The sequence below is a fragment of the Faecalicoccus pleomorphus DSM 20574 genome, assembly GCF_000420345.1.
Classification (GTDB): Bacteria; Bacillota_I; Bacilli_A; order Erysipelotrichales; family Erysipelotrichaceae; genus Faecalicoccus; species Faecalicoccus pleomorphus.
In genome coordinates this window covers 42410-56886 of the sequence record NZ_ATUT01000009.1, presented here as the reverse complement: position 1 = coordinate 56886, position 14477 = coordinate 42410, and the positions used below count along the sequence as shown (strand labels likewise).

Annotated in this window: 15 protein-coding genes; 13 read left to right on the top strand and 2 right to left on the bottom strand. The window is 41.1% G+C overall.

Annotated elements, in window-relative coordinates; genetic code table 11:
* The first annotated feature begins 30 nt into the window (after window positions 1-30).
* From hslO to G413_RS0105490, 4 genes are all read left to right on the top strand, one after another.
* Complete coding sequence (hslO, locus tag G413_RS0105505) at window positions 31-924, top strand: Hsp33 family molecular chaperone HslO (RefSeq protein WP_022789927.1); 894 nt, start codon at window positions 31-33, stop codon at window positions 922-924.
* Window positions 908-1885 carry a tRNA dihydrouridine synthase DusB gene (gene dusB, locus G413_RS0105500; protein WP_022789926.1) on the top strand — a complete coding sequence of 326 codons (978 nt, stop codon included), beginning with the start codon at window positions 908-910 and terminating at the stop codon, window positions 1883-1885. The genes hslO and dusB overlap by 17 nt, the downstream gene beginning before the upstream one ends.
* Window positions 1886-2019: 134 nt before the next feature.
* A complete protein-coding gene (locus tag G413_RS0105495) occupies window positions 2020-2619 on the top strand; it encodes a hypothetical protein (protein WP_022789925.1) in 600 nt (199 codons plus the stop codon).
* A 4-nt stretch (window positions 2620-2623) separates the two neighbouring features.
* The gene (locus G413_RS0105490; RefSeq protein ID WP_022789924.1) at window positions 2624-2977 is read left to right on the top strand and encodes a hypothetical protein; all 354 of its coding nucleotides are present in this window, start codon (window positions 2624-2626) and stop codon (window positions 2975-2977) included.
* Window positions 2978-3032: 55 nt separating this feature from the next.
* On the opposite strand, the gene yaaA is transcribed toward G413_RS0105490, so the two are convergent.
* The gene (yaaA, locus tag G413_RS0105485; protein WP_022789923.1) at window positions 3033-3788 is read right to left on the bottom strand and encodes a peroxide stress protein YaaA; all 756 of its coding nucleotides are present in this window, start codon (window positions 3786-3788) and stop codon (window positions 3033-3035) included.
* Between the two features lie 139 nt (window positions 3789-3927).
* Between yaaA and ilvB the strand changes: the two genes are divergently transcribed.
* From ilvB to G413_RS0105450, 7 genes are read left to right on the top strand one after another with little or no spacing between them, the layout of a single operon-like run.
* Window positions 3928-5607: a biosynthetic-type acetolactate synthase large subunit gene (gene ilvB / locus G413_RS0105480; RefSeq protein WP_022789922.1), complete on the top strand. Its 1680-nt coding sequence runs from the start codon at window positions 3928-3930 to the stop codon at window positions 5605-5607.
* Window positions 5607-6143: an acetolactate synthase small subunit gene (gene ilvN / locus G413_RS0105475; protein ID WP_022789921.1), complete on the top strand. Its 537-nt coding sequence runs from the start codon at window positions 5607-5609 to the stop codon at window positions 6141-6143. Before ilvB ends, ilvN begins: the two co-directional genes overlap by 1 nt.
* An 18-nt stretch (window positions 6144-6161) precedes the next feature.
* The gene (ilvC, locus tag G413_RS0105470; protein WP_022789920.1) at window positions 6162-7178 is read left to right on the top strand and encodes a ketol-acid reductoisomerase; all 1017 of its coding nucleotides are present in this window, start codon (window positions 6162-6164) and stop codon (window positions 7176-7178) included.
* A gap of 60 nt (window positions 7179-7238) precedes the next feature.
* Entirely contained in the window at window positions 7239-8900 is a 1662-nt protein-coding gene (gene ilvD, locus G413_RS0105465; protein ID WP_022789919.1) for a dihydroxy-acid dehydratase, read from the top strand.
* A complete protein-coding gene (locus tag G413_RS0105460; protein WP_022789918.1) occupies window positions 8897-10090 on the top strand; it encodes an ATP-binding protein in 1194 nt (397 codons plus the stop codon). Before ilvD ends, G413_RS0105460 begins: the two co-directional genes overlap by 4 nt.
* Window positions 10084-11277 carry a threonine ammonia-lyase gene (gene ilvA / locus G413_RS0105455; protein ID WP_022789917.1) on the top strand — a complete coding sequence of 398 codons (1194 nt, stop codon included), beginning with the start codon at window positions 10084-10086 and terminating at the stop codon, window positions 11275-11277. Before G413_RS0105460 ends, ilvA begins: the two co-directional genes overlap by 7 nt.
* 9 nt (window positions 11278-11286) lie before the next feature.
* A complete protein-coding gene (locus G413_RS0105450; RefSeq protein WP_022789916.1) occupies window positions 11287-11664 on the top strand; it encodes a RidA family protein in 378 nt (125 codons plus the stop codon).
* Between the two features lie 37 nt (window positions 11665-11701).
* Here the strand turns inward: G413_RS0105450 and G413_RS0105445 are convergent, their stop codons facing one another.
* Window positions 11702-12049: an ArsR/SmtB family transcription factor gene (locus tag G413_RS0105445; RefSeq protein ID WP_022789915.1), complete on the bottom strand. Its 348-nt coding sequence runs from the start codon at window positions 12047-12049 to the stop codon at window positions 11702-11704.
* An 81-nt stretch (window positions 12050-12130) separates the two neighbouring features.
* On the opposite strand from G413_RS0105445, the gene G413_RS0105440 reads away from it, so the two are divergent.
* Both G413_RS0105440 and feoB read left to right on the top strand, forming a co-directional pair.
* Window positions 12131-12361 carry a FeoA family protein gene (locus tag G413_RS0105440; protein ID WP_022789914.1) on the top strand — a complete coding sequence of 77 codons (231 nt, stop codon included), beginning with the start codon at window positions 12131-12133 and terminating at the stop codon, window positions 12359-12361.
* Complete coding sequence (feoB, locus tag G413_RS0105435) at window positions 12346-14376, top strand: ferrous iron transport protein B (protein WP_022789913.1); 2031 nt, start codon at window positions 12346-12348, stop codon at window positions 14374-14376. Before G413_RS0105440 ends, feoB begins: the two co-directional genes overlap by 16 nt.
* Window positions 14377-14477: the final 101 nt, after the last annotated feature.

Here is a 14477-nt window from a genome sequence, read left to right as displayed (position 1 = left end):
TCAGACGTCTTTTCTTTTGGAGGAAAGAAAATGAAAGATACTTTATGTAAAGCTTTAGTTTGTCAGGACCATATTCGCCTTTATATGGTGAGAAGTACCGATTTGGTGCAGGAGGCAAGAGATCGTTTTGATTTGTATCCTTGTGCATGTGCTGCATTGGGAAGAGTTTTGTCTGTAGGTTCTTTAATGGGAAGCATGTTGAAGGATGAAAAAGAGATGTTGACAATTTCAATCAATGGACACGGCCCGATCGGCTCCTTGATTGTGGATGCTTATCATGACGGAAATGTACGTGGCTTTTGTTCCAACCCACATGTAGATACAGAATTCAAGGAAAGTGGAAAGCTGGATGTTGGAGCAGTTGTCGGAAAAGAAGGTACATTAACGGTAACAAAAGATTTAAGTATGCAGGAAAACTTTTCCGGGACCGTTGAACTTGTCAGCGGAGAAATCGGAGAAGACTTTGCGTATTACTTTACGAAAAGTGAACAGACACCTACGGCGGTCAGTGTTGGCGTTCTAGTGGATCCCAGCGGTAATGTTGTCAGTGCCGGTGCCTTGATTTTGCAGGTATTACCGGATGCGACAGATGCAGATATATCCATTTGTGAACATGTTTTAGAAGGCTTAAAACCAATGAGTACATTGATGAAGGAATATGATGATTCCTGTCTGGAGCAATTGGCAAAAGATATGTTTGAAGATGCCCGCGTTTTATCAGTACAGGAAGTTTCTTTTTCCTGCCCATGTTCCAAAGAACGCATGGAAAGAGCACTTTCCACACTGCATGAAAAAGATTTAAAAGCAATGATAGAAGAAGATCATGGAGCAAAAGTGACTTGTAATTTCTGTAATGAGCGTTATGAATTTACCGAACAGGAATTGCAGAGTATTTTGGATAAAAGACATGAAAAAAACGTTTGATATAGGAAAAGTTCACATTGAAAATCCGGTGGTGGTCGCTCCGCTTGCCGGTGTCAGCAATATTGCGTTTCGAAGAATATCAAAACGATTTGGAGCGGGACTTGTATGCAATGAAATGGTCAGTGATAAAGCTTTATACTATGCATCGAAAAAAACTTTTGAAATGTGTCGGTGCGATTCCCATGAACATCCTGTCAGCTTTCAGCTTTTTGGTCATGATATGGATACAGTGGTGTATGCAGCTAAATTTCTGGATACGCAAACCGATTGCGATATCATTGATTTTAATATGGGTTGTCCGGTCAATAAAGTGATCAAAGCTAAGGCCGGAAGTTATTTAATGAAAGATATTGAATACGCAAAAGAATTGATGGCACAAGTTGTACAGAGCGTATCAAAACCAGTGACCGTAAAGATGCGCATTGGTTTTGATAAAGATCATATCAATTGTGTAGAGCTGGCCAGGGCCATGGAGAAAGTCGGCGTTAAAGCCATTGCGGTACATGGTCGAACACGCTCTCAAATGTATGAAGGAAAAGCAGACTGGTCTTATATCAAAGCAGTAAAAGATGCGGTCTCGATTCCGGTCATCGGCAATGGAGATGTACGAAGTGTAGAAGATTTTCATCGCATGCTAAGCGAGACAGGGTGTGATGGTGTCATGATCGGACGAGGCATTATCGGAAATCCTTTCTTGATTCAGGAATGTGTAGATTCTTTAACCGGACAAAAACATGAATTCTCAATCGAAGATCGTATTCAAATTTGTCTGGATCATGCACAAGGACTGGTGGATGCCAAAGGAGAGTCCATTGCGATTCGTGAGATGCGTGGATTGGCCTCCTGGTATTTAAAAGGCTTGCCCAATGCCAGAGAGTTTAAAAACCTTTGTTCCGGTATGCAGGCAATGGAAGATCTCAAACAAATCTTAAATGAATATAAGACAAAAGTAACGGTGTAATGCCGTTATTTTTTGTCCTCTTTTATTCTAGATTTATCATAAATTAGTTAATCCTTACTGTTTCTAAAGGAATTTTTAATAGTTTTCTCTTTTTCATACGTATCTAATAGTGTAGAGAAAAGGAGGAAGCACAAATGGAAGACCAAAAAGAATGGAAAGAGATCATGCGGGAAGCAAAACGATTGTATGATGAACAGTGTAAAAAGATCCTGTCGTATAAACAGATCCTGGCCTATATTTTTAAGGAATGTCTGGAAGAATATAAAGATCTTTCCCTGGAAAAGATACAGGAGCTGCTGGATGAGGAACAAAGTCATGACAAGATGATCAGTAAAAATGTGGAGAATCAAAGTATCAGGGGAAGTATGATCCGCTATGATCTTCTCTATAAGATCAAAAATCCACAAAACAACAATTCTATGTGGATCGATATCGAACCACAGGGAATGGATCCCGGTACCAATGATCTGTTTCATCGAGGCTTTTATTACGCCACAAGAATGGTAGCCCGACAAAGAAACGATCCGGAAGGTTTTGAAGAAGATGACTTTGACAACCTTCAGAAGGTAATCACACTTTGGATCTGTTTGCACCATGCGAGGTATAAGAACAATACGATCAATACATACAGGATCGAAGAAAGAAACATTGTGGGCCATCTTAAACATGCAAAAGAGTTTTATGACCTGATGGAGATCATATTACTGTGTCCCCGGAAACGACAGCGATCATAAGAGCATGGAAGAGATCCTGAGCGATGAAAAAAGTATTATGGAGTATCTGGAGATCTTGTTTCTATCGCAAAGAAGCTATGAACAGAGGATAGAAATCCTAGAGAAGAAGTATGGTATAATGTTCAAAGAAGAAAGTGAGATGAGAAAGATGTGTACATTCAGCGATGCGATCTGGGAAAAAGGAATAGATGAAGGTATGGAAAGAGGTATAAAAGAAGGAAGTCTAATCACTTCGATAAATAATGTACAGAATTTAATCAAAAAACATGTTGTTTCCAATATAGAAGAAGCTATGGACTTATTAGAAGTAGAAGCTTCATTAAGACCGGCTATTTTAAAATCCATACAGATGCATTAAAAAGTTGAAAGCAACCAATTTAAAACAAAAAATGAGACCTCTGTATTTTTAGGCCTCATTTACTATGCTTGGTTTTTATGTTCAATTCGTGGTTATTTGATTTTCTGACAAAATTGAATATAGTTTCTGTGCTTGTCTCTTCATCGAATTCATAGCCACTTTCACGAAACTTTTTCACATCATCTAGTGATTCTATTTGATGTTCTGCCAGAAAACGTACCAATTGGCCTCGTGCCATTTTGACATAAACGCCTTTTTCTACTCTTTTATTGGGTAATTGTTCGTAAAAGTGTACATCGATCAAAGGTTTATAAGGGCGTATGCATTTGGCGTATTCTTCACTGGCTAGATTTAAGATCACATTGTCATCGATGGTATTAGCTAAATCATCTGTCCAATAGTCATATAAAGAATTTGGCAGTTTTGCCTGCATTTCCAAACGATATTTTACAATGCCGTCAAAAGGTTTAAGGATTCCATATAAACCGGACAGGATAAAAAGATGATTATGCAGATAAGAAAGTGATGCATCTTCTAAGATTTGAGGTGCCATGTACTGGTATTGAATTCCTTTATACGTTAATATAGCGGCAGAAGGGTTTTGATCAAATCGGAAGGTTTGATAGTTTTGATAGGCCTCTGCAGCAAGCTTATCGGAGCATTGCAGGATTTCTTTTAACTCTTCATAGCTTTTGGATTGAAGCTGATGTAGAAGATAGGCTGCTTTGTCTAAGAAACGAGGGGTCGAAAGAGGCAAGAGATCATCTTCGCAAATCTTCATTTGTTTGGCAGGGCTAATAATCATTTTCATGGAATAAGTGTATCAGTTTAAAGCAGATTTGTATAGTTTTTGAAAACAATGAAAATAGTATGAAAAAAGTTTCAAAATGTGTGTGAAATGAAAGAATTTTCTGTTATAATAGTCGATATTAGAAAAGAAAGGTGAGAACATGAAACTATCGGGAGCGCAGATCACGATTGAAACGTTGATTGAGCAGGGAACAAAATTTGTGTTTGGTTATCCTGGCGGTCAGGTCATCAATTTATATGATGCGATCTATGAAGCGGATGATCGAATACATCATGTCCTGACAGCTCATGAACAGGGAGCTTCTCATGCGGCGGATGGGTATGCCAGAAGCAGCGGTGGTGTTGGCGTCGTGATTGCGACAAGCGGGCCGGGTGCCACAAATCTTGTGACGGGGATTGCCACGGCCTATTTGGATTCTGTGCCGTTGGTGGCGATTACAGGAAATGTACCGAATTCATTGATTGGAAGAGACAGTTTTCAGGAAGTGGATATTACAGGCATTACGATTCCTGTGACAAAACATAACTTTTTTGTGAAACGAATTGAGGATTTAGCGGATACGATTCGACATGCTTTTCAAATTGCAAAGTCTGGAAGACCGGGACCGGTTTTAATCGATATTCCAAAAGATGTACAGATTGCCGAATATGAATATACGAAGATGCCGGTTGTAGAAAAAGAAGAGCAACGTAAACCTAAAACGCATAAGCTGGAAAAACTTTCCAAGATGATCAAGGAAAGCCAAAGACCATTTATTTATGTAGGTGGCGGTGCTTTAGTAGCTGATGCAACGCAGGAAATTGAGCAGCTTGCCAACGTTATGGATGCACCAATCGGTTCTACCTTGATGGGACTTTCTTCTGTATATCATAACAATCCTCGCTTTTTGGGAATGGTAGGAATGCATGGACATTACGCCAGCTCCAAGTCTTTGAGCGAAGCTGACCTATTGATTGTTATTGGTGCTCGTTTCTCGGATCGTGCTACCGGTGATGTCAATAAATATGGAAACCGAACAAAGATCGTACATATTGATATTGATCGTGCAGAAGTGGATAAAAACATTATTGTGGATTTAGGAATTGGCGGCGATGTCAAAGAAGCCTTACAGGAGCTTTTACCGATGTTGGAAACGAAGTCCAATGTAGAATGGCAGAAGCGAATCGAAGCGCTAAAACAGGAAGAATCCCAACAGTTTGAAAGGACAGTTTCTTTAGATACCTTAAATCCTTATACACTTATTACAGAAGTTCAAAAATATACGACACCGGATATGCCGATTGCGACAGATGTAGGACAACATCAAATGTGGGTCGCTCAGTATTACCAATTCAATAAACCTCGTACATTTATTACCAGCGGTGGTTTGGGTACCATGGGATTTGGTATGGGAGCTGCTATCGGTTCTGCTTTGGCAACGGGGAAGAAAACAGTTTTATTTACCGGAGATGGAAGCTTTGGTATGAATATGAATGAGCTTTCTACTTTGTCTAAATTGCAGGCGCCTGTCGTGATCATCATCATGAACAATGGTGTATTAGGTATGGTACGTCAATGGCAGAATCTGTTCTTTGACAAACATTTTTCCCAGACCAATCTTTCCGGTATGCCAGATTATCAAAAATTGGCGGATGCCTTTGGTATTCCATCGTATCATATTACCAATATGGATGAGCTTCATAAAAATATAGAAAAAGCAATGCATACAAATGGCCCGGTTTTGGTGGATTGTCTAATCGATAAAGATGAAATGGTATTGCCAATGCTGCCACCAGGGGGATCATTTGATGATATCATTACGGAAATGGAGGAGAACTGATGGAAAGTCGTTTTGTGATTGCCCTACTTGTTGATAACAAGTCCGGTGTATTGACACGTATCAGTTCTATGTTCACCCGCCGTGGATTCAATATTGATTCTTTGACGGTTGGACGAACCGAAGATCCTCGCTTTTCTCGTGTTACAATCTGTGCACAGGGTGATGATGCCACACGTAAACAGATCATGAAACAGGCCAGAAAGCTTTATAACGTACATGAAGTAAAGTTAATGCCGGAGGAAGACAGCGTTCGAAGAGAATTGGCGTTGATCAAATTAAGAAACAAGCAGGAGACAAGAAGTGATATTTTGTCGGCCGTGGATATTTTCAGAGGAAAGATCATTGATTTTTCTCCGAATACACTATGTGTAGAAATTACCGGAAACACATCGAAGATCGAAGCGTTTATCACCGTAGTTAAACCATTGGGAATTTTGGAGATGTGTCGGACCGGTATTACCTCTTTGGAAAGAGGTTGTAAGTATTTAAATTCAGAAACGCAAACATTTGAAGACAGTCAAAAATGTAAAGAGTAAAGAAAAGGAGTGTTTACAATGTCTAAAATTTATTATCAGCAGGATTGTGATATCCAGAAACTGGATGGAAAGAAAGTAGCCATTATCGGTTATGGTTCTCAGGGGCATGCGCATGCTCTAAACCTGAAAGATTCCGGTGTGGATGTAGTAGTCGGGTTGTACGAAGGAAGCCGTTCTATTGAAAAGGCGAAAAAACAGGGATTGGAAGTTATGAGCGTTGCGGATGCGACAAAAGTCAGTGATATCATCATGATCCTGATTCCGGATGAAAAACAAAAACAAGTTTATGAAAGTGAAATTGCTCCGAATTTAACGGCTGGAAAGACATTGGCGTTTGCCCATGGTTTCAATATTCATTTTGGATGTATCGTTCCACCTAAGGATGTCAATGTAATTATGATTGCACCAAAAGGGCCGGGACATACTGTACGTAGTGAATATGAAGCAGAAAAAGGGGTTCCTTGTCTGATTGCGGTAGAACAGGATGCCACAGGGGATGCCTGGGATCTTGGTTTAGCTTATGCGGCCGGAATTGGTGGAAGTCGTGCCGGTGTATTGGAAACGACATTTAAAACTGAAACTGAGACAGACTTATTTGGAGAACAGGCAGTTCTTTGCGGTGGTGTCTGTGCTTTGATGCAGGCTGGTTACGAAACGCTTTGTGAAGCCGGCTACGATCCAAAGAATGCTTACTTTGAATGTATTCATGAAATGAAGCTGATCGTTGATTTGATCTATCAGTCTGGTTTTGCGGGAATGCGTTATTCTATTTCCAATACAGCTGAATATGGTGATTACATCACCGGACCAAAGATCATTACTGAAGATACAAAGAAAGCTATGAAGAAGATTTTGACCGATATTCAAGATGGAACATTTGCCAAGGATTTCTTGTTGGAAATGTCACCATATGGAAACCGTGTACACTTCAATGCGCTGCGTAAAAAAGCAGCCGATCATGACTGTGAAAAAGTCGGAGAAGAAGTACGTTCTTTATACAGCTGGTCTGATGAAGACAAGCTGATCAATAACTAGTATTTTTCATTAGACAATCCTCTGGATTGTCTAATGCTTTAATAGGAGGAATTAAACGAGATGTCAAGTAAAGCTATGAAGGAAGGCTTTGATAAAGCCCCGCAGCGCTCTTTGTTGCATGCTCTGGGATTGACCAATGAAGAAATTGAGAAGCCCTTAGTAGGAATTGTCAGCTCATATAATGAAATCGTACCCGGACATATGAACCTGGATAAGATTACCGAAGCAGTAAAAATGGGAGTGGCTATGGCCGGAGGTACACCAATCGTTTTCCCGGCCATTGCGGTTTGTGATGGTATCGCCATGGGACATGCCGGTATGCGTTATTCTCTGGTGACACGTGATTTGATTGCGGATTCAACGGAAGCAATGGCTTTGGCGCATGCTTTTGATGCCCTGGTCATGATTCCTAACTGTGATAAAAACGTGCCTGGTCTTTTGATGGCTGCTGCTCGTATCAACGTACCGACGATCTTTGTTTCCGGTGGACCGATGTTAGCTGGACGAATCGATGGACATAAAACATCTTTATCCAGTATGTTTGAAGCGGTTGGAGCTTATCAGGCCGGAAAGATTGATGGCAAAAAGCTGAAAGAATATGAATTGAACACTTGCCCGACCTGCGGTTCTTGTTCCGGTATGTACACCGCCAATTCACATAACTGTTTAACCGAAGTCTTAGGAATGGGACTGGCCGGCAATGGTACGATTCCAGCGGTTTACTCCAAGCGTATTGAACTGGCAAAACATGCGGGTATGCAGGTGATGGAGTTGTATCGCCAAAACATTCGTCCAAGAGACATCATGACAAAAGAAGCTTTCCATAATGCAGTAACAGCGGATATGGCATTAGGATGTTCAACCAATTCGATGTTGCATCTGCCAGCTATCGCCAATGAATGTGGTATTGAGATTGATTTAAAGAAGGTCAACGAAATCAGTGCCAAGACACCAAATCTTTGTCATTTGGCACCGGCCGGTCCAACGTATATTGAGGAACTGGATGCTGCCGGTGGGGTTTATGCAGTCTTAAATGAGCTGGATAAAAAAGGGTTGCTTTATACGGATGTCATGACTTGTACCGGAAAGACGTTAAAGGAAAATCTGGTTGGTCACATCAACAAAAATCCAGAAGTCATTCGACCTATCGATAAGCCATATTCACAGACAGGCGGTATTGCGGTCTTATATGGAAATTTGGCACCAGATGGCTGTGTTGTCAAGCGCAGTGCAGTGGCTGAAGAAATGTTGGTGCATGAAGGTCCGGCCAAAGTCTATAACAGCGAAGAAGAGGCCATCAAAGGAATTTTTGGAAAAGAAGTTAAAGCCGGCGATGTCGTTGTGATTCGTTATGAGGGCCCAGCCGGTGGACCGGGCATGCGGGAAATGTTGTCACCAACAAGTGCAATTGCCGGTATGGGATTGGATAAAGAAGTGGCATTGATTACAGATGGGCGCTTCTCCGGAGCGACTAGAGGTGCCAGCATTGGTCATGTTTCGCCGGAAGCTGTTTCCGGGGGCACGATTGCCTATGTCAAAGATGGTGATTTAATTGCCATCGATATTCCAAATCATACAATTACCTTAAAGGTCAGCGAAGAAGAACTGGCAAAGCGTAGAGAAGAAATGCCGATTCTGAAAAAAGAAAATGTGACAGGTTACTTAAAACGCTATGCGAAGCTTGTCAGCAGTGCCGATAAAGGAGCTATAATCAACCGATGAGTTTAAAGATCATTAGTGATGTTCAGGCTTTTACCGTATTTAAAGAACTGGAAAAGGATAAAGTAATTCAAAACTTCTATCGTTTATTACGAAAAGAGGACTTGGAGAGTTATGCGACATTTGTGAGTTCTTTATATGAACAAAATACGGATAACTGGACAAGATATCTAGTTTCAAAAGTACTATCTTTAGAGAACTGTCTGGTTTCTATGGCATGTTCCCAAAAAAGTATCCCGTACTCTATTCGTGAAGCGGCTTCTTTTGAATTGGATATTCTGGAAGAAATGTCACGAATGGAACCGGAAGCTTTCAAAATGAAGGGATTTAAGGCCAACTGGAGCGTAGAATCTATTGATTTAAAGACCATTTATCTGGAGCGCTTAGAACATATTGACCAGTTTGGTTTTGGCGAATATGCGCGTTTTATGACATTCCGCTTAGAAGAAACAGAAGAAAAACCGGGCTTCTATTTAAAACCGGTTGCCTATCCGGATCCAATTACTTTTAAAGATTTGATCGGTTATGATCTGCAACGTCAGCAGGTTATCGCCAATACTGAGATTTTACTGCATGGAAATATGGCCAGCAATGTTCTTTTGTACGGTGATGCCGGTACAGGCAAGAGTGCTACGGTCAAAGCCATAGCCAATGAATATGCCTCTAAGGGACTTCGTTTGATCGAGTTAGGTAAAAAAGAACTGCATCTGCTGCCAAAACTATTGGATGTGTTAGCTTTAAATCCTTTAAAATTTATATTGTTTATTGATGATTTGTCATTTCAGGAAAACGATGATGATTTCAGTGCTTTAAAAGCTGTGTTGGAGGGAAGTGTATCGGTACGTTCCAACAATACGGTAATCTATGCGACAAGCAATCGTCGCCATATCGTTCGAGAAACGTTCCAGTCCCGACAGGGAGATGAGATCCACCGCAATGATACGATGCAGGAAACGATTTCTCTTTCAGAACGCTTTGGGATGAAAGTGTATTATGAAAAGCCAAAGAAGGATCTTTATTTGGATATCGTCTATGGCTTGGCAGATCAATATGGTCTTACGATGGATCGTGAAGTCTTGGCTTTAAAGGCAGAGCAGTTTGCTTTGCGAAAAGCCGGACGATCGGCCAGAGCGGCCAGACAGTTGGTGGAACAATTGTCAGCTTTAGAAGAAAAGGAGGATGTCACGTGCTAAGTCTTGATAAAATTTATCATGCCAGTTATGTGCTCAAGGGTGTAGCTCGAAAAACGGACGTTTTGCACGCTCCGAAAATCAATCCGGAAGCCAACGTATATTTAAAAACTGAAAATCTTCAAAATACCGGATCATTTAAGCTTCGTGGTGCTTATTATAAGATTTCACAGCTTTCGGAAGAAGAAAAGAAAAAAGGTGTGATTGCCTGTTCCGCCGGTAATCATGCGCAGGGGGTAGCGTTTGCGGCTACACAAAATGGTATTCCTTCAATTATTTGTCTGCCGGATGGAGCTCCGATTTCCAAAGTGGAAGCAACCAAGGGCTATGGTGCCAAGGTAGAGTTAGTCAAAGGCGTTTATGATGATGCATATAATCGTGCTTTAGAGTTAAGAGATCAGTGTGGTTATACCTTTATTCATCCTTTTGATGATGAAGATGTGATTGCCGGACAGGGAACAATTGGTCTGGAACTGCTGGAACAGCTGCCGAATCTGGATGCGGTTGTCGTACCGGTTGGCGGCGGTGGTCTGATCAGTGGCATTGCCTTTGCAATCAAAAGCTTGAATCCCAATGTGAAGGTGTATGGTGTGCAGGCTGAGGGTGCTGCCAGCATGGTGCAGTCCTTAAAAGAAGAGCAGATCATTCAACTGGAAAGTGTCAATACAATTGCGGATGGTATTCAAGTTAAAGAGCCGGGTACACACACGTTTGATCTTTGTCAGAAATATGTAGATGATATCGTAACTGTCAGTGATGATGAGGTGGCTGGTGCCATTCTTTCTCTAATTGAAAATCAAAAGCTGATCACAGAAGGGGCCGGTGCCGTTTCGGTGGCTGCTGTGATGTTTAATAAAGTGCCGGTCAAAGGAAAGAATGTGGTTTGTATTCTTTCCGGAGGAAATATTGATGTAACGATTCTTTCTAAAGTCATCGAACGAGGCTTGTTGAAATCGGGTCGTAGTGATACCTTAGTCATTCAGCTGGAAGATAAACCGGGTCAGCTGCAGGGCGTATCGGCTACAATTGCGCAATATGGCGCTAACGTCAACAGTGTTTATTATGAAAAAGCCAGCGAAGGCAGCAATATTACTGATTGTGTATTACGTATTAATCTGGAAACACGCAATTTTGAACATATCAAAGCGGTGCGTGAAGGTCTTACCAAAGCAGGCTTTAAGTTATTATAGGAGGATTTCATGAAGAAAATACATACGGAGAAAGCACCGGCTGCGATCGGTCCTTATTCACAGGCTGTCGTGCATAATGGTGTTCTATATACTTCCGGTCAGGTTCCTTTGGATCCTGTTACCGGTGAAATCGTTGGCAGTGATATTCAAAGTCAGGCTAATCAGGTCTTAAAAAATCTGGAACAGATTTTAAAAGAAGCAGGAACCAACTTTTCCAAGGTCATCAAGACAACGTGCTTTTTAGCGGATATGAAAGATTTTGCGGCTTTTAATGAAGCCTATGCATCGTATATCACTGAAAAACCGGCCCGCAGCTGTGTAGCTGTCAAAGAACTGCCTAAACAAGTTCTGGTGGAAGTAGAAGTCATTGCCGCTATTGAAGAATAGGATAAGAAAAAAACAGCCAAACGGCTGTTTTTGTGCTTTATTCAAGAATATGTTCTAACGCAACTTTTAAGACAGAATGTATGTGTTCATCATCTAAAGAATAATAGACGGTTTTTCCTTCTTTACGACTCTTGACCAGTTTATTGCTTTTGAGAGTTTTCAACTGATGGGAAACTGCACTGCGTGTCATCTGGGATACATTGGCTAAATCACTGGCACAAAACTCGCCGGTTTCCAATGCCATCAACAATTTTAAACGTGTCGTATCTCCCATGACCTTATAGAAGTCAGCCAATTGCTCGATTGAAGAGGCATCGGGCATTTTTTTCTGGGCTTCTTCAATGCGCAGGGGATCGCTTGTCTGATATAAATACTCTTTTTCCATGACTGAATTATAGTGGAATGTCTTTTAGATTGTCAAATGGAAAGAAATGCATATAATGAATAAAGTAAAGAAGGAACCAATATGAAATTAAGTGAAGGAAAGTGTAAAAAGGAATACAGGATCTTGCAGCTTCATGTGCCTGCTCAGACAAAAGATCGTCTGCAATCTTTGGGCATGACGGTTCATACTGCGATTACGATCATGCAGAAAAAACATAACGGCACCATGGTCATCGACCTTAGAGGCACAAGATTTGCCCTGGGTGATCAATTAACAAAAGAAATTGAGGTGGAACCATGTCAAAAGAAATAACAGTCGGTTTTATCGGAAATCCCAATTGTGGGAAGACTACTTTATTCAATGCCTATACAGGTGCCAATTTAAAAGTGGCCAACTGGCCGGGTGTTACCGTAGAACGGATGGAAGGCGCCATTCAGGATCATGACATGACGATTCATCTGGTGGATTTGCCGGGAACCTATTCATTGACATCTTATACGATGGAGGAACAAGTATCCAGACAGTTTATTTTAAGTGATCAGGTAGATGTGATTATTGATGTGGTCGATGCTTCCAGCCTGGAAAGAAGTCTATATTTGACGTTGCAGCTTTTGGAGTTGAATAAACCTATGGTTTTGTCTTTGAATATGATGGATATTGTGGCCAAACGTGGTATGGATATTGATTTACATCGTTTAAGTGAAATTCTGGGGGTTCCGGTTATTCCGGTCACGGCTCGAAAAAAACGAGGCATACAAGCCTTGATGCATGCCGCCTGTCATCAGCAGGAAGGGCAGAATACACAGGTCAATCATCGTCCGCAGTCCATACATGGAGAGCAGGTCAAACGTTATGCAATGGAATACGATGCGGATTTGGAGCGTAAGATCTCTTTGATTCAGGAACGATTAGTACGACAAGATCCGCATATTATCAATCCCAGATGGATTGCGATCAAGCTATTGGAAAATGATCTGGAAATTCAAAAGAAATATGCGATCGATCTTTCGGATATTGTAGATCATGAAGAAGACACCCAAATCATCAATCAAAAATACGATTATATCCAAGCAATCATACATGAAGTGTTATTAGGGAAGACATCAAAAGAAGAATTGACAGACAAGATCGATGCGGTTGTCACACATCCGTTATGGGGAATGTTGTTCTTTTTGGTTGTGATGTTGGCCGTTTTTGGATTAACATTTTTATTCGGAGACTTTTTAAAAGGTTATGTAGAAGGCTTTGTTGATTGGCTGATCTTGTTGTGTACGAATCTTTTTGAACAGCTGCATGTATCTAACTGGTTATTAGATCTGGTGACAAACGGAATCATCGGCGGTGTTGGTGGCATCATCACCTTTCTGCCCAATATTGCCATCTTATTTTTGGCACTTGCCTTTTTGGAAGACAGTGGTTATATGGCAAGAGTGGCCTATGTAATGAACGATATCATGGGACGTTTAGGCCTTTCGGGAAGAGCTTTTATTCCCATGGTCTTGGGCTTTGGATGTACGGTACCGGCTATTATGGCCAGCCGTGCTTTGGAATCTAAAAAAGACAGGCATCGAGTCATGCTTGTCACACCGTTTTTTTCCTGCAGTGCCAAACTGCCGGTCTATATCTTATTTAGTGGTATGTTTTTTGTCCGGTATGCAACATTGGCAGCCTACAGTATGTACTTGATTGGAATCATCGTTGCCTTATTTGTTGCCTGGGTATTGCATAAAAAAGATAAAGATTCGACCAAAAATCCATTGTTGATTGAGCTGCCGATCTATAAAATGCCAAGTGCTTATACCGTTTTTATTTATGTCTGGGACAAAGTCAAAGACTTTTTAAGCAAGGCCGGAACTACGATTTTTGTGGCCTCTATCATTGTTTGGATCTTGATGCACTTTGGCCTGCAGGGCTATACACAGGATATATCATTAAGCTTTGCGGCATTGATTGGAGATTTGTTGGTGCCTGTTATGACACCGGCCGGACTTGGATTCTGGCAAATCTGCGTTGCCCTTCTGGCAGGAATCAGCGCCAAAGAAGTGGTTGTTTCCAGTACTGCTGTTTTGTTTGGTATTTCTAATATCAACGGTTTATCCGGCATGCAGGCATTAAGCCTTCAGCTTTCCTCATTAGGCTTTACCGCTTTAAATGCATATTGTCTGATGTTGTTTTGTTTGTTGTATGTGCCCTGCGTTGCCAGTTTGGGAACAATCAAAAAAGAAAGTGGTTCGATTCTATACATGTTTCAGACGATGGTATTTCAAATTGCGGTGGCATGGATTGTCAGCTTTATCGTCTTTCAGGTAGGAAATTTGATTTTGTAAAAGAAAGAGTGTTTTCTTTGACAAAGCGGGCAAGTCATTCTATAATTTTGCCAACAATGATGATAAGGATATGAACGCAGAGCTTTGGATGTAGAGAGGAA

Excerpts from the sequence above, each read along its gene's own strand:
- G413_RS0105460 (WP_022789918.1), top strand. The coding sequence starts at position 8,897 with ATGAGTTTAAAGATCATTAGTGATGTTCAGGCTTTTACCGTATTTAAA.
- dusB (WP_022789926.1), top strand. The coding sequence starts at position 908 with ATGAAAAAAACGTTTGATATAGGAAAAGTTCACATTGAAAATCCGGTG.
- G413_RS0105450 (WP_022789916.1), top strand. The coding sequence starts at position 11,287 with ATGAAGAAAATACATACGGAGAAAGCACCGGCTGCGATCGGTCCTTAT.
- G413_RS0105440 (WP_022789914.1), top strand. The coding sequence starts at position 12,131 with ATGAAATTAAGTGAAGGAAAGTGTAAAAAGGAATACAGGATCTTGCAG.
- ilvN (WP_022789921.1), top strand. The coding sequence starts at position 5,607 with ATGGAAAGTCGTTTTGTGATTGCCCTACTTGTTGATAACAAGTCCGGT.
- G413_RS0105490 (WP_022789924.1), top strand. The coding sequence starts at position 2,624 with ATGGAAGAGATCCTGAGCGATGAAAAAAGTATTATGGAGTATCTGGAG.
- ilvB (WP_022789922.1), top strand. The coding sequence starts at position 3,928 with ATGAAACTATCGGGAGCGCAGATCACGATTGAAACGTTGATTGAGCAG.
- yaaA (WP_022789923.1), bottom strand. The coding sequence starts at position 3,788 with ATGAAAATGATTATTAGCCCTGCCAAACAAATGAAGATTTGCGAAGAT.
- G413_RS0105495 (WP_022789925.1), top strand. The coding sequence starts at position 2,020 with ATGGAAGACCAAAAAGAATGGAAAGAGATCATGCGGGAAGCAAAACGA.
- feoB (WP_022789913.1), top strand. The coding sequence starts at position 12,346 with ATGTCAAAAGAAATAACAGTCGGTTTTATCGGAAATCCCAATTGTGGG.
- hslO (WP_022789927.1), top strand. The coding sequence starts at position 31 with ATGAAAGATACTTTATGTAAAGCTTTAGTTTGTCAGGACCATATTCGC.
- G413_RS0105445 (WP_022789915.1), bottom strand. The coding sequence starts at position 12,049 with ATGGAAAAAGAGTATTTATATCAGACAAGCGATCCCCTGCGCATTGAA.
- ilvD (WP_022789919.1), top strand. The coding sequence starts at position 7,239 with ATGTCAAGTAAAGCTATGAAGGAAGGCTTTGATAAAGCCCCGCAGCGC.
- ilvC (WP_022789920.1), top strand. The coding sequence starts at position 6,162 with ATGTCTAAAATTTATTATCAGCAGGATTGTGATATCCAGAAACTGGAT.